Genomic DNA, 14091 nt, shown 5'->3' with positions numbered 1-14091 from the left:
GAGGTGTAACTTTTGGAAAACTGGATTACGGATATTATGGAGCAATTCGGCTATGTCGGGATCTTCCTGATGATTGCCCTGGAAAACGTGTTTCCTCCGATTCCGTCCGAGGTGATCCTCACCTTCGGCGGGTTTATGACCACCTATACCAAGCTCAGCGTTCCCGGCGTCATTCTTGCTGCGACCCTCGGCTCCGTCGTCGGGGCCGTCATCCTGTACGGCATCGGCCGCCTGCTGGACGTGGAGCGGCTCGAGAAGATTGTGGATCGGTGGGGACATATTCTCCGTGTGAAAAAAGAAGATATCCGCAAAGCGGATGCATGGTTCGATAAATACGGCTACTGGACGGTGCTCTTCTGCCGCATGATTCCGCTGATCCGGAGCCTGATTTCCATCCCGGCGGGCATGTCCAACATGAAATTCGGCATGTTCCTCCTCTTCACCACGATCGGCACCTTGATCTGGAACGTCATTCTGGTCTCGGTCGGCGCCGCGCTTGGCGAATCCTGGGAAGATATCGTCGCCTTCATGGACGTATACTCCAATATCGCTTATGCTGTAATAGCTGTGGCCGTTATCGCATTCCTGATTATCTTTTTCCGCAAGCGGAGAAAATCCGCTTAATCGTATCATGTGAACAATTATGGTACGTGAGGTCCGCGTGACCGGTCGACCTCCGGCTTCTTCATGCGATGAATCATTAACGGCGCTGCATTTTTACATTTTTATTTTTTAGTAAGGGAGAGACTGCAGGTCATGGATTTTATAACTATCCTCAAAGCAATCATTCTGGGAATCGTCGAGGGACTGACCGAGTTCGCTCCCGTTTCCTCTACCGGCCATATGATCATCGTAGACGACATGTGGCTGAAATCCGAAGAGTTTCTTACGAAATACGTAGCCAACACCTTTAAGGTCGTCATTCAGCTTGGCTCGATCCTCGCGGTCGTTGTCGTATTTAAAGATCGCTTTCTTGATCTTCTCGGCCTGAAGCGCAAAAAGCCCGAAGCCGGCGCTCCCGCCGGTACCGGCCGCCTGAAGCTGAGCCAAGTGATCGTCGGCTTGATTCCTGCTGGCGTGCTGGGCGTATTGTTCGAAGACTTCATCGACGAGCATCTGTTCTCGACGGAAACGGTGCTGATCGGCCTTGTTCTCGGGGCAATCTTTATGATCCTCGCTGACAAAATGAGTTCGAACAAGGAAGCGAAGGTCGTAACGGTCGATCAAATTACGTACAAGCAGGCTTTCAGTGTCGGCCTGATTCAATGTCTATCGCTCTGGCCGGGCTTCTCCCGTTCAGGCTCCACCATCTCCGGAGGCGTCATGCTCGGCATGAGTCACCGCGCAGCGGCCGACTTCACATTCATCATGGCTGTGCCGATCATGTTCGGGGCAAGCTTGCTGTCCTTGCTGAAAAACTGGGAGTATTTCACGATGGATGCACTGCCGTTCTTCATCGCCGGGTTCTTGGCGGCCTTCGTGTTCGCGCTGATCTCGATCCGCTTCTTCCTGAAGCTGATTAACCGGATCAAGCTGGTGCCGTTTGCGATTTACCGGATTGTGTTGGCAGCGGTTATTGCGCTTGTGCTTTATCTGTAAGAATACGAGAGTATCACGCGCCGGAGACGCTTCGCGTACGTATCGTTCCTGCGATCGCTGTTGTCGACGAATTTCTCGAATTGTCATTGGTATAGGGGAAATCCGTCGACAGCCTATGCTTCCGATGCGAGCTTTCCTTCGGAAAGCTTTCAGGCGAACACTTCGTTTCTACGGAATCGATTCGTCCGCTCCGCTGGTGCGCACAAGAAGAGCTGCAACATCCCGCTGCCTATGTTTGGGGAAATAAAGGAGGGCAAGATTCCATCTCTTGCCCTCCTTTTTGTTATGCTCCGGATTTCGAGAAGTCAAAAAGCTGTAAGCTGCCCTTGAGGGCGGTACGTAAGGGGAGTCCCTTGTTCCTCTTGTTCCTCTTGTTCCTCTTGTTTCTCTTCTCTCACTTGTCTCCGTACTTTCGCTCCGCAAGTCCTCCGCGTCGTATCGTTCCGCCTATAGCAAGTATGATCCTCACCCAGGTCCGCTTCCTCCTCACGCTCCGCCTACCGTCCTGACTGCACTCCTTCGCCCTTCGAGGACCCTTAACGGCTTCAACTATCACTAATCGTCAGCCCTCTGGCAGGATCAGCGGCTCCTTGGAATAGTAGCGCACCGCTTTCCCCTGCGAGCTTGCGTATTCGATCTCGCCCCGGGTGCTCTCACCGATATATCCGTTCACATCGATGACGTAGATCTCGTCCGACATGTCGATTTTACGGAAGTGCAGCTCCTTAAGCCGCGCCTCCTGCTCCGGCGTGATGTCGATGCCGTCGCTCTGCTCGAAAAAACCGACGCTGAGCACGATATGCCCGCTCAACGTCAGGGCCGCCTCGGCCTCTCGGAATTGAGGCTTGAACCTGGTTGACCCGCATAATGTAATGACCTTCATTGCTGCACTCTCCTTTTCCTTAAAGGTGATTGAGGGAATTATCTAAGCTACCCGCTTTTCGAAAGCTTCCAAGATCCCTTCTCTAGTGCCAATGGGCGCAATCGCCCTACTCTTCAAATGACAGGTTGGACGGTTCGTCCAACAGCTCATAATGTACGTCCAAATGAGTGGTTGGGACACTCAGGTCCACTTCTTCGAATCGGAAGCTGTCCACCCATACCTGGCCCGCTCCCATCAGGAGTACGCCGATCGAGATCGTGGCGCTCTCCTCCGGTACATCCAGCACAATGGCGTAATGGTTCCAATTCGTGCTCCCGGTGATGCGGCGATCATTCATGTTATCGAACTGGAGCACGTCCTCGGCGTGGTTGTCGATACGCATCCACAAGCCGCAATACTCGGCGACGTTGTCGGTTTTGACAAAGCCGGAGAATCTCATCCGCTTCCCCCTGTATTTATCGGCTTTGAACTGCTGCATCATCGTGGCGAAAGCGCCGGGATCCATCGGCGTCAGGGCGCGTAAATAACCGGATGCGCTACCTTGGTGCACGACGGTCCGATCGACTCCCATTTCATAATCCTGCGGGTGGCTTCCGCTCAGGAACCAGCCCTTTAGAGCGGATGGATTGTTTGTTTGTTGATTCATGCTATCATCTCCCTTGGCTTGGATTGAGCTTTGCGCGTGGAGCAAGAAGATTTTCCGGTAGCGTCCGGGCGGAATGCCGTACATTTTCTTAAACGCTCGCGTAAAAGACTCCTGGCTCTCAAAGTGGCAGTGCAGCGAAATATCGATGATCGGCGTCTCGGTGTGGAGCAATAGCTGCGCTGCCAAAGCCAGCCGGCGTCTTCTCAAATAGTCCGCAATATTCAAGCCGATCTCTCGCCGGAACAGTCTGTGAAAATGGTGCGGCGAAAATCCGGCATACGAGGCGATATCCGCCAGCGTCAGCGGCTGCTCCAGATGCTGCTCCATATACGCAATGCTTTTTTGGATGATCTGTTTCGTGTTCAAGGCGGGCCCTCCTTTGCCCCTAAGGATAACAAAACGAGCGTCGTCATTTTTGATCTTTTTTGCCAAAAAAGAAAGACCTCTTCAATCAAAGAGGCCTTTCTTCGAATTTTTAGGGTATGCGGTGCGGTATGCAGCTAAAACCCGTTGATTCGCCTATTTGCCACTGAGGCAGTCCCGGAACAGATACCGCTGGAACTTTAGGTTTCTGTACCGGAAGGTGCGGGGAATCCCTTACTTCAGGCGGACCGTTTGTTTCGAGCTTGCCGATTCATACGCCGCCAGTGCCACCCGCGCCGAATAATATCCGTCTTCACCGGAAATCGCAACCGGCTTGCCGTCCCGAATGCTGTCCACGAAGCTGTTAATGAGCCCTTCATCCATATCGTCCCCCCAGAAGCTCCAGGCGGCTTTGCCCGTGATATCGCTGTACACATCGTTCTTCTGGGCGAACGAATCGATGTTAATCACGCCCTTGGTACCGATAATCTCCAGCGTGACATCCCCCCAGGTCGGGAAGGTCCGGTTTCGGGACCAGCTTGGATCAAGAACAGCCACAACGCCGTTTGCAAATTTGACATGGACCATGCCGGCATCGTCAATATCGGTTTCATGAAACAGTGTTTCCGCATGGGCGTACACTTCCTCCGCGACGCTGCCGGTAAACCAGTGCATCAAATCCATTACGTGAACGGTATGGTCCAGCACCGCTCCGCCGCCGGAATGCTCGCGCTCGATAAACCATCCCCCCGGCATGGTGCCCCGGTTGGTTCCCTTCATCGCCAAGATCTCGCCGATCTGACCGGCGTCGATCGCTTCCTTCGCCTGCCGGACCGACGTAATGAACCGGCACGGGAAAGCCGTCATCAGCTGCACGCCGTTGTCCTTGCAGGTCTGAATCATATCCAGCATCTCGGATTCGGACAGCCCGAGCGGCTTTTCGCAGAGAACGTGCTTGCCCGCAGCCGCCGCCCGCTTCGTGATCTCCGCATGACGGGCATTCTCGGAACAGATCACAACGGCGTCCAAATCTTGTGCCAATAGTTCATCGTAATTCGCATAATACGGAATGCCCCGCTCCACCGAGTAAGGGCGTACCCGCTCCGCATTCTCATCGGCAATGCCGACCACCTCAACGTCTTCCCGTTTCTGCATGGAATTCAAATAGCTGACCGCATGCATATGGGCAAAACTGATAAATCCGACTTTAATTTTGTTCATGATGCATTCCCTCCCATAATCACAGGCTGTCCCGTCCGGGCCGAACGCTCTGCCGCCAAAGCGATTTCTACCGCATAGCAGGCATCCGCCGCGCTGACCCTAGGTTCGCTGCCGTCTTGAATGCACTTGATGAAATGCTGCACCTCATCATAATACGGATCGTGGAGGCTGGGGCTTGAAGGAATCTGAACGGCTGCCTGTTCTCCCGACGGTCCGGCGGCAAGCTTGATATCCAGCGACTGCACCTGATTGCTGTCAAACCGGATGATCCCCTGGTCTCCCGCAATTTCAAACTGGGTTGTAAACGGTCCGGGATAACCCCAGTATCCGGTTAGGTTCGCAATTGCGCTGCTTTTGAATCGAAGCGTGACCTGAGCATATTCCATCTCAGGCTCTTCCCGTTTGATCACGGAAGCGAAGACGGACTCTACTTCGCCGAACAGCCAGCAGGCAAAATCAATATCATGAATCATTAAATCCAGAATGACGCCGCCGCTTTGATCATGATTGCTGTACCAGCCGTCCATTCCCTTCGGATAGGAGCCGTATCGCTTGAAGTGGGCCATCTTCGCCGTTCCGATCACGCCCGAGTGCGCTTGACGGTAAGCATTTGCATAATTCGGGAAGAAGCGCACGACATGCCCGATGAATAACCGGACGCCGTGCTTCTCGCATGCAGCCTTCATTTCAAGCGCATCCTCTAGCGTGAGCGCTGCAGGTTTTTCGCAGATGATATGGAGTCCCTTCTCCGCCAGCTTCAGGACAAACGGTTTATGCAGATAGGTCGGCAAGCAAATCGCAACCGTTTCCAACTCTTCCTGCTGAAGGAGCGTATCGACATCCGTATATGCCTTCGCACCGGACACGGCTGCAGCCTTCTCCGCCCGCCCGGCGTTAATGTCTACAACACCCGTAACCTTGACTCCAGGCATGGCTGCAAGATTGCCCGCGTAAGCCATTCCCATCGTTCCACAGCCTATGATCGCTATGTTCACGTTAAATTACCTCCATTATCCTTGAATGATGATCTCCTCGCACCGTTTTTTTGTTGGTGGCCAGGACGGTAGTGCCTTTTGAAAATATGGCTGACCTACATAACATTCTTCAACGTTCTTCGCATTCCTGCTCAAGAAGACGGATTATGTCATTTTTTGAAACCCGGTCGTTAACTTGGTAAAGTGTATATAGATGCTTCCATAAACACAGAATTTTCGATCCAGGGCAAGAGGTGGGGAGTAACAATGCACGTCGGACTTTTACCGTTCCTCCTTCCGAATTCGGGCGCCGCTTGCCGGATCCTTCATGTTTAGACACAATTACCGATACAAGAAAGAGAGAAAGGGTGTAGAGAACAATATGACGAATCCCGTTGTATCAACCAAGTATGGACGAATTGAAGGCCGTTTGGAGAACGGCGTCCGCATATGGAGAGGCATCCCCTATGCAGAGCCGCCGATCGGCAAACTTCGCTTCCGCCCTCCTGTACCGCCGGCAGCCTGGGAAGGGATTCTGGATGCACGCCAGTTCTCTCCAATGTGCCCGCAGCCCGTGGAATCCTCCTCCAGCATGATGACCGGTGCGGTTACGAAGACGATGTCCGAGGATTGCCTGTACCTGAATGTATGGGCACCCGGGCATCAAGCCGGGGAGCCGCTGCCGGTCATGGTATGGATTCACGGCGGCGCATTTGTAACGGGCTCGGGCAGCCTGCCGACTTATGACGGCCATTCCTTCGCCACGCGAGGAAACGTCATACTGGTCACGATCAATTACCGACTGGGGCCGTTCGGCTTTGTCCATCTCAGCCCTTTTCACGAAGCCCTCTCTTCCAATGTCGGTCTGCTGGACCAGATTGCGGCGCTGACGTGGGTTAAGGACAATATCGCCGCATTCGGCGGGGACCCTGACCGGGTTACCGTCTTCGGCGAGTCGGCTGGCAGCATGAGCATTGCCGCGCTGCTCGCCATGCCGGCAGCCAAGGGGCTGTTTCATCAAGCGATCATGCAGAGCGGAGCTTCGCAGGCGCTGCCTTCGGGACAGGCGCAGCAGATTGCCGACGGCCTGCTCCAGGAGCTTGGCGTAACCGCCGATGGGCTGGATCAGCTGGAGGCCATGACTGCGCAGCAGATTTTCGAGGCCGGTGAACGACTGAAGAAGCGGATCGGGCCCGGCGTGAACATGATCTTCCAGCCTGTCGTCGAGCCGGACACGCTGCCGCTAGAGCCGCTGCAGGCGGTGCAGGCCGGGTCAGCCGCATCCGTGCCGCTGCTCATCGGAACGAATCTCGAGGAGGGAGCTTTGTTCTTCCGGCCTAACTCGCCGCTGATCAAGGAAGAGCATCTGGTGCATGCTGTCGAAGCGATGACCGGGATTCAGGACGCGGGCGCCTTTACGAAGCAATATCCTTACACCATTGATGGCCATGCCCAAATCATGACCGACCTCTATTTCTGGCGCTCTGCCGTTCAATTCGCGGCAGCTCACAGCGGGCAGGCTCCGGTCTGGATGTACCGGTTCGATTGGACGCTCCCGGAGCATCCGGTTCTCGGCAAAGCGATGCATGCTTTGGAAATCCCGTTCGTGTTCAACACGGTACGACTGTTTCGCAACATTGGCGTTGAAGTTGACCGGGACACGCAGTCGCTTGCAGAACGGATGCAGGATGCCTGGGCCGCATTCGCCCGCACCGGATCCCCGGACACGCCGTCGCTGCCTTGGCCACAGTACGACCGGAGCGAACGGTCGACGATGATTTTCAACCGCCACAGCGAGGTTGCCAGCGATCCGGATTCGGACAAGCGCATGATGCTGGGATTGTAGAATTACGGGGCAAGGCGGAATGATTTCCCTAGTCAATCCCGATTTGAGAAGCACCGGGACCGAGACAGCATTCGGGCAGCCGGATCTCGAACAAGCTTTCCAATCGATTAACCGAACAAAAGCTGTACGCCGCGCATGAACCACTTAGCGCGAGGGCGTACAGCTTTTTTTGGCGTACAGCATATTTAATTTTTTATTATCCCATCTCTCCGTCTACTTGACCGCTCCCTGCGTAATACCGTTAATGATCCATTTCTGGGCGAACAGATATATGATGATCATCGGCAGCATGGCCATCAGGTACGAAGCAAAGGCCAGATTGAATTCGGTATTGAACTGCCCTTGGAAAATGTACTGCACCAGCGGCAGCGTGTAGGAATCCGTGTCGCTGATGATGATGAGCGGGAGCAGGAAGTCGTTGTAGGTGGACAAGCAGATCAGGATGCCCACCGTTGCATTGATCGGCGCCATAATCGGGAAGATGATCCTCCAGAACGTGCCCCACGTGGACGTCCCGTCAACCCGAGCCGCTTCTTCAAGAGCAACCGGTATAGACTTGATGTAGCCGACATAGACAAACACGTTGAACGCGAGCGCATAGACGGTGTGCAGAATCGTCAGTCCCACCAGATTGGTCATGTTCAAGCCGGCCGTCAATTTCACCAGCGGCAGCATAATAATCGGAAACGGAATGAACATCGCGCTGATGAAGTAAAAGTAGAGCCCTTTGAAAAACCTCCGGTTCATGTTACGCGCAATCGCATAGGCCACAAGCGAATTCGTAAGCAGCGTCAAGACGACCGTTGCGGTCGTTACCATGGCGCTGTTGCCCAGCGCGTTGAAGAAGTTTGTCATGGCGATCGCATTGGCGAAATTCTCGAAATGAAGCTCCTTCGGCAGGCCGAACACCGATGTCAACATATCCTGGGGCGATTTGAGCGCTATCGTAACCGTCATGTATAACGGAAACAGGATCAGCACGGTGCCCAAGGCGATGAGGATCATGACCGGCCAATTGGTTCTGGTCCGCATTACATCTCCGCCTCCCTTCGCTGTAAAAACCGGATTTGCGCAATGGACACGGCCGCGATCAGAATAAAGTAAATGACCGAGTTGGCGGATTGATACGCGAACTCGCCGCCCTCGAAGCCCCCCGTATAGATAAGATGCGAGATGGACTGCGTCGCACGCCCCGGGCCGCCGTTTGTCAGCGCCACGATCTGGTCGAACACCATCAGGGAATTCTTCATCGCCAGCACCATGTTAATCGTGAAGAACGGGGCGATCAGCGGGAAGGTGATCTTCCAGAATTCCTGCCAGCGGTTCGCGCCGTCCAGGTTCGAGGCCTCATATAACGTGCCCGGAATCGTCTGCAGCCCGGCCAAATACAAAATCGTATTATAGGCGACGCCCTGCCACACTGCCACGATGACGATGCCGATCCAGGCGTGCTGCTCGCTCCCCAAAAGGTTGGTCGAGAGCCAGCCAATGCCGAGGTTCTGCCCCCATATCGTAAAGACGTTCGAGAATAAATAGTTGAAAATGTAGCCGACGATCAGGACGCTGAGAATATTCGGCAGAAAGTAGATGCCCCGAAAAAAATTCCTCGCCTTGATCTTTGCGTTCAGTCCCATGGCGATCAGGAGACTGAGAATATTGATCAGAATCGTGACCACGACCGCGAACTTGAACGTGAACCAATAAGCGTTGCCGACATTGCCGTCTTTGAACAGATTCACGTAGTTTTTGATTCCAATGAAATCATAATGGTCGCCGAATCCGTTCCAGTTTGTGAAGGAATAATACACGCCCTGCAGCGCAGGCAGGGTCAGAAATACGAAGAACAGCACAACTGCCGGTACGGTCATCAAATAGTAAGGCATAAGCCGCTTGTTCATGCTTGAATCCTCCTCAATGTTCATTGGAATGGCGTTGGTCAGGGCTGTCTGTTCCTCAACGTCTAGCGCCTGTCCGCAACCTTGTCCCATTCCGTATCCAGCTTCTTCAGATAGGCGTCAATATCCCGATTTTGAAGAAAGGACTGGATAATGGAGTTCAATTGAACGGCAGCCGGGATGTAGTGGTCGGCAAAATCGACCACTTGTCCTCGCTCCAGGTAAGGCAAAAGCTCAGCCACGGCCGGATCGTCCTGCGCAACGCCCTGGACGGTTGAGAACAGCGTCTGCTCCGAGATGTACTGCTTGCTGTTCTCCGGCTCAAGCAAAAATTCGATAAACCGCATTGCCTCCTCCTTATGCTTGGATTCTTCGGCGACCGCCAGCAAGGTGTCCACTCCCGAAATCAGCTTGTTCGATTCCGGATCGTCGCCGGTCGGCAACGGAAGGAAGCCGATCGGCGCCTCGGGATTGGCCTTCCGGATTTCGGAAATCGCCCAAGTCCCCTGAATGTACATGGCCGACTCGCCTCTGGCGAAGGCGCGGTTGCCGTCGGCGTAGTTTTTGCCGAAGTTGTCCCCATGGCCATACTCCATCAGCTCCAGCTGCTTCTCCGCAATCTCACGGTACCGGTCCGCGAACGTGACCTTCCCTTCCCTGCGATCCAAATAAAACTCGATGCCTTCCAGATTGGAGGCCAAGGCGTTGAACGGAAGCACCGTCTGCCAATCGTCCTTGTATGTGAAGTAGAACGGGATCGTTCCCCCGTTCTTTGCCTTCTTCGCGGTGGCCAGCAGCTCGTCCCAGGTGCGCGGAACGGACAGGCCCAGCTTGCTGAAAATCTCCTTGTTGTACATCACGCCGTTGGCGTTCGTGGAATATGGAATCCCGATGACTTCCTCCATGCCGGAAACGTCCCTCAGCATTTGCACGTAGGTTTCGTCTATCCGGCTCAGCAGCGGACTGCCGGTCATATCCATGAAAATGCCGCTCTGGGCGAGCAGAGAATATGTATCGGTTGCCCCCATGCCGACGATGTCGGGAATATCGTCCTTAACGACCCGTGTCTTCAGGACCGTCTCCGCGTCCGGCGGATTGACTTGAACGACCGTAATGTCGGATTGGGATTCGTTAAACTTCTGAATCAATGCATCGAAGGAGCCCTTGGCTTCAGGCTTGTTCTGGAAAAATTCAATCTGCACGCGCCCGGATGTGTCACTGCCGCCGCAAGCCGTGAGCATGCATATCAACAGGATGCTTACGCTTGCCGCCAACCCTTTTCCAAACTTCATCGTCCGCCCTCCATTTCAATTCCTGATGCTGTAACAGGTACGCTTGCTTCATACCTTGTCTATTTACTACCCTTATCGCTTGGTTGCTAAACGGCGCTAGGGGCGCGACCGGTCATGCGGATCGAGCGGACGAACGCAAAAAAATACCGGCAGATCAGGAGTTTCATCCTGTTCTGCCGGCAGATATTGGTGCCTGTTGCTAATCGGTAAGGCTAAATCCTACTCCAGCCACTTTTTGTGGATTGCGTCGAATTTGCCTTGCAGCTTCATTTCATCGATCCACATTTCCAGGTAGCTTGCGTACTCGAAGTCGCCGCGAGGAATCATGTAGCCCTTCTCGCTGTTAGTGAAAGGCTTATCCGTCAATGCAGCGTACAATCTGGAGTCAGCCTTCGCATAAGTGATCGCTTCGATCGTATCGGTGATCATTACGTCATACGTGCCGTCCGCAACCAGATGCGGGATGTCCAGGTTGTTAGGAACAACGGTTACGTTCGCATTCTTCAGATGCTCGCGCACGAACACTTCGTTTGTACCGCCTGGGTTCACGCCAATACGTACGGAAGGCTTGTTGATGTCTTCAATCGTCAAGTATTTGTCCTTGTCTTCAGCGCGGATCAGAGGCGCTTTACCGAAGGAGATGTAGCCTTGGGAAACGTATGCTGTTTTTTGTCTAGCTGTGTTACGAGTAACTCCGCCTACGGCGATATCGAATTTATCGTTCTGCAGATCCTTCATCATCGTGGACCAAGTCGTGTTCACGAACTGAACGTCTACGCCAAGATCTTTACCCAGCTCTTTCATCGCGTCAACGTCGTAGCCTTCGTACTCTTTGGTCTCCGGATTCAAATATGTAAACGGCTTGTAGTCTCCGGTCATGCCTACCCGAATATAGCCTCTTTCAATAATTTCATCCAATTGGGATTCCGCTTGTTTCTTAAGCTGTCCCGGTGCTTGGGATGAAGCGGATTTTGCGGAAACGTCCGGTGTTCTCAGAACCTCGTTTGCCGCAAAGCCTGTTGCTACGAGGGATAAGCTGACTACCCCTGCCAGTAATACCTTTTTCCAATTCTTAGCCATGGTTTCAATTCCTCCAGTTTTCTTCTTGTTGTAATTCTTGCTTTCTTGCATAGCTAGCTTCTGCTTGCTTGCCTACCTAACTTCTGCTTTCTTGCATACTTGCATCTGCATACTTGCTACATTCTTGCATCTGCATTCCTGCTTCTGCTTTCTTGCCTCTGCATTCTTGCTTCTGCATTCTTGCTTCTGCATTCTTGCCTGTTTTGCCTCGTACCCCTGTTTCCTGCTTGACTCTCTTAACGCTTTCCTACAGGCATCCCCCCTTTCAAGCAGCCCGGGGAGACTACAATTTGAATTTTGCCAGCTCTTTGCTAAGCTCCTCGGCTACGCTCTCAAGCTGCTTAACCGAATTTGAAATCTCCTTGATCGTCACGATCTGCTCTTCCACAGCGTCTGCCACATTCTTCGCATCGCTGGACGTATGGTCGGCGATCGATTTCAGCTCTTCAATGGAAGCGCTGACCTGCTCGGAGCCTGCCGACATCTCTTCGGAAGCCGCCGAAACCTCGAGAATATGATCAGCCACGTTCCGGGTCGCATACAGGATGTTATCGAACTTCTCGCGCACCTCTTCAATAAGCGCGATGCCTTCCTGTACATCCTTACGGCTGACGTCCATCACTTCGACCGCGTTCAGCGTGTCTTCCCGAATCTCGGTGATCAGCTTCGCAATCTGATCGGTGGACGCTTCCGATTGCCCTGCCAGCTTCTTCACTTCTTCAGCGACGACTGCAAAGCCTCGGCCATGCTCCCCTGCTCTTGCCGCTTCAATCGAAGCGTTGAGCGACAGCAGGCGGATGCGGGAAGTGACCTCCGTAATAAAGCTCAAAATCTGCTCGATTTCCGAAGAACGTTCGTTCAAACGCTCGATGGCGGTTCCAACCTTGGATGTCCCCTCGCCGATGTTGCCGATCTGCTTCACGGCCTGCTCAACGACGACAGAGCCGCTCTCCGCCTGCGTTGCCGCTTCCTGCGCAGCCTCGGACACCATGGATGAAGTTTCCGCAATTTTCACGATGCCGCTCGCCATATCGCTCATCGATACAGCGATCTCGGAAGAGCTTGCAGCATGGGCGTTCGCTCCGCTTGCAATTTGGCGAATGGACGTTCCAATCCGGTCGACGCTGTTCAAAGCCGTATCGACTCCGCCTGAGACAACCTCGGTTACGGTCAGCACCTGCTTGGATGAATCGTTCACTCCATCGACCAGATGCTTCAGATGGGATACCGTCTGGTTGAAATCGCCGGAGAGAACCGCGACCTCGTCCTTGCCCTTCACTTGAATCGTCTTGGTCAAATCCCCTGCGGCCACTTCCTTCACGGCCGCATTCAGCTTACGGATCGGCTGCACAATCTGCGACGTCACCCAATATGCTGCAGCGATAGATACAAGCAGCGCTCCTGCCGAGATGGCAACGAGCGTTACCGATAGCTTGGAGATCGGAGCGTTCAGCTCCTTGCTTGGCGCCGTAACGAATACGCCCCAATTTAATTTGGACGGGGCATAGGCTGCCGTATATGCCGTTCCGTCCAGTGCATATTGGAATTCTCCCGGCTGACCTTGGCTCACCTTTTCATAAGCTTTCGTCAGTTCCGCATCGACATCCTGAACCTTGGTTTGCAGGACAAGCTCCTCGGACGGATGCCACATGAACGTTCCGGTACGGCTCAACAAGAAGGCATAGCCGGTTTCGCCGAAGGATTGATCTGATACTTTCTTCTGTACCTCGTTAATCGGAAGCGTCGAGCCCATATATCCATACTGCTTCCCGTCCTTCATGAGCGGAATGATCATCGTCACGATGTTATTTCCGGTCCGCTTGGACAGCACAGGCTCCGACACGACAATCTTGCCCTCGCCCTTTCCGGCTTCCTGGTAATGAACCCGGTCGGACACGTCGGTAACCTCTCCAAGGAAGTTGATTACGTTCTTTCCTGTCAGATCATAGGAGAAGAAGAAGGTTTCGAATTCGGTATTCTGTTCCTGCGCCTTCTGAATCAACTTCAAATCCTGCTCTTTGTCCCCCGTAATGAACTTGCCGACGGTTTCGATCTTCGCAATTTCCGCGTTCAGAAAGTCGTCGATTTGCAGCGCCAGATTCTCGGCGCTCAAGAGCGCTTCCTTGTCCAGACTGTCTCCCAGCAAATTGGATGAGCTGTTATAGGTTACCGCGAAGACAGTGCCGAGACTGACAAGCAGAATCAAACAAATCATCGTTATCATCTTTTGCTTAAGGCTCTTTAGCATGGCTCTAAAATCCTCCCCAAAAATGGTTCCGGGGTCCTACTCAT

The 14091-nt window shown here is 53.5% G+C and carries 12 protein-coding genes; 3 read left to right on the top strand and 9 right to left on the bottom strand.

The features are described from left to right. Window positions 1–12 precede the first annotated feature (12 nt). Window positions 13–624 carry a DedA family protein gene (locus NST08_RS03575; RefSeq protein ID WP_007132452.1) on the top strand — a complete coding sequence of 204 codons (612 nt, stop codon included), beginning with the start codon at window positions 13–15 and terminating at the stop codon, window positions 622–624. 132 nt (window positions 625–756) lie between these two features. Then, a complete protein-coding gene (locus tag NST08_RS03570) occupies window positions 757–1599 on the top strand; it encodes an undecaprenyl-diphosphate phosphatase (protein WP_007132453.1) in 843 nt (280 codons plus the stop codon). Between the two features lie 562 nt (window positions 1600–2161). On the opposite strand, the gene NST08_RS03565 is transcribed toward NST08_RS03570, so the two are convergent. The 4 genes from NST08_RS03565 to NST08_RS03550 all read right to left on the bottom strand — a co-directional run bounded on the left by NST08_RS03565 (window position 2162) and on the right by NST08_RS03550 (window position 5707). Next, window positions 2162–2482: a hypothetical protein gene (locus NST08_RS03565; protein WP_028407405.1), complete on the bottom strand. Its 321-nt coding sequence runs from the start codon at window positions 2480–2482 to the stop codon at window positions 2162–2164. A gap of 106 nt (window positions 2483–2588) precedes the next feature. Continuing rightward, a complete protein-coding gene (locus NST08_RS03560) occupies window positions 2589–3494 on the bottom strand; it encodes a helix-turn-helix domain-containing protein (RefSeq protein ID WP_007132455.1) in 906 nt (301 codons plus the stop codon). 231 nt (window positions 3495–3725) lie between these two features. Further along, a complete protein-coding gene (locus NST08_RS03555; protein ID WP_007132456.1) occupies window positions 3726–4712 on the bottom strand; it encodes a Gfo/Idh/MocA family protein in 987 nt (328 codons plus the stop codon). After that, window positions 4709–5707: a Gfo/Idh/MocA family protein gene (locus NST08_RS03550; protein WP_007132457.1), complete on the bottom strand. Its 999-nt coding sequence runs from the start codon at window positions 5705–5707 to the stop codon at window positions 4709–4711. The genes NST08_RS03555 and NST08_RS03550 overlap by 4 nt, the downstream gene beginning before the upstream one ends. A gap of 361 nt (window positions 5708–6068) precedes the next feature. On the opposite strand from NST08_RS03550, the gene NST08_RS03545 reads away from it, so the two are divergent. Next, a complete protein-coding gene (locus NST08_RS03545) occupies window positions 6069–7532 on the top strand; it encodes a carboxylesterase/lipase family protein (RefSeq protein ID WP_007132458.1) in 1464 nt (487 codons plus the stop codon). A 213-nt stretch (window positions 7533–7745) separates the two neighbouring features. Here the strand turns inward: NST08_RS03545 and NST08_RS03540 are convergent, their stop codons facing one another. The 5 genes from NST08_RS03540 to NST08_RS03520 all read right to left on the bottom strand — a co-directional run bounded on the left by NST08_RS03540 (window position 7746) and on the right by NST08_RS03520 (window position 14047). Beyond that, window positions 7746–8564 (bottom strand): carbohydrate ABC transporter permease, encoded by an 819-nt coding sequence (locus NST08_RS03540; protein ID WP_341034463.1) that lies wholly within the window; start codon window positions 8562–8564, stop codon window positions 7746–7748. After that, the gene (locus NST08_RS03535) at window positions 8564–9430 is read right to left on the bottom strand and encodes a carbohydrate ABC transporter permease (protein ID WP_040740190.1); all 867 of its coding nucleotides are present in this window, start codon (window positions 9428–9430) and stop codon (window positions 8564–8566) included. Before NST08_RS03535 ends, NST08_RS03540 begins: the two co-directional genes overlap by 1 nt. Before the next feature lie 62 nt (window positions 9431–9492). Beyond that, entirely contained in the window at window positions 9493–10719 is a 1227-nt protein-coding gene (locus NST08_RS03530) for an ABC transporter substrate-binding protein (RefSeq protein ID WP_341341465.1), read from the bottom strand. 219 nt (window positions 10720–10938) lie between these two features. Continuing rightward, window positions 10939–11799 carry a transporter substrate-binding domain-containing protein gene (locus NST08_RS03525; RefSeq protein WP_007132462.1) on the bottom strand — a complete coding sequence of 287 codons (861 nt, stop codon included), beginning with the start codon at window positions 11797–11799 and terminating at the stop codon, window positions 10939–10941. Between the two features lie 283 nt (window positions 11800–12082). Beyond that, the gene (locus NST08_RS03520; protein WP_210094179.1) at window positions 12083–14047 is read right to left on the bottom strand and encodes a methyl-accepting chemotaxis protein; all 1965 of its coding nucleotides are present in this window, start codon (window positions 14045–14047) and stop codon (window positions 12083–12085) included. Window positions 14048–14091: the final 44 nt, after the last annotated feature.

This window comes from Paenibacillus sp. FSL K6-1566 (assembly GCF_038050475.1).
Classification (GTDB): domain Bacteria; phylum Bacillota; class Bacilli; order Paenibacillales; family Paenibacillaceae; genus Paenibacillus_AQ; species Paenibacillus_AQ lactis.
The sequence above is the reverse complement of the archived record's forward strand: the minus strand, read 5'-3'. Positions and strand labels throughout refer to the sequence as shown.

Bases quoted from the DNA above. Each gene is read 5' to 3' on its own strand.
- NST08_RS03570 (WP_007132453.1), top strand. From the start codon at position 757: ATGGATTTTATAACTATCCTCAAAGCAATCATTCTGGGAATCGTCGAG.
- NST08_RS03565 (WP_028407405.1), bottom strand. From the start codon at position 2,482: ATGAAGGTCATTACATTATGCGGGTCAACCAGGTTCAAGCCTCAATTC.
- NST08_RS03555 (WP_007132456.1), bottom strand. From the start codon at position 4,712: ATGAACAAAATTAAAGTCGGATTTATCAGTTTTGCCCATATGCATGCG.
- NST08_RS03545 (WP_007132458.1), top strand. From the start codon at position 6,069: ATGACGAATCCCGTTGTATCAACCAAGTATGGACGAATTGAAGGCCGT.
- NST08_RS03540 (WP_341034463.1), bottom strand. From the start codon at position 8,564: ATGCGGACCAGAACCAATTGGCCGGTCATGATCCTCATCGCCTTGGGC.
- NST08_RS03535 (WP_040740190.1), bottom strand. From the start codon at position 9,430: ATGAACAAGCGGCTTATGCCTTACTATTTGATGACCGTACCGGCAGTT.
- NST08_RS03530 (WP_341341465.1), bottom strand. From the start codon at position 10,719: ATGAAGTTTGGAAAAGGGTTGGCGGCAAGCGTAAGCATCCTGTTGATA.
- NST08_RS03525 (WP_007132462.1), bottom strand. From the start codon at position 11,799: ATGGCTAAGAATTGGAAAAAGGTATTACTGGCAGGGGTAGTCAGCTTA.
- NST08_RS03520 (WP_210094179.1), bottom strand. From the start codon at position 14,047: ATGCTAAAGAGCCTTAAGCAAAAGATGATAACGATGATTTGTTTGATT.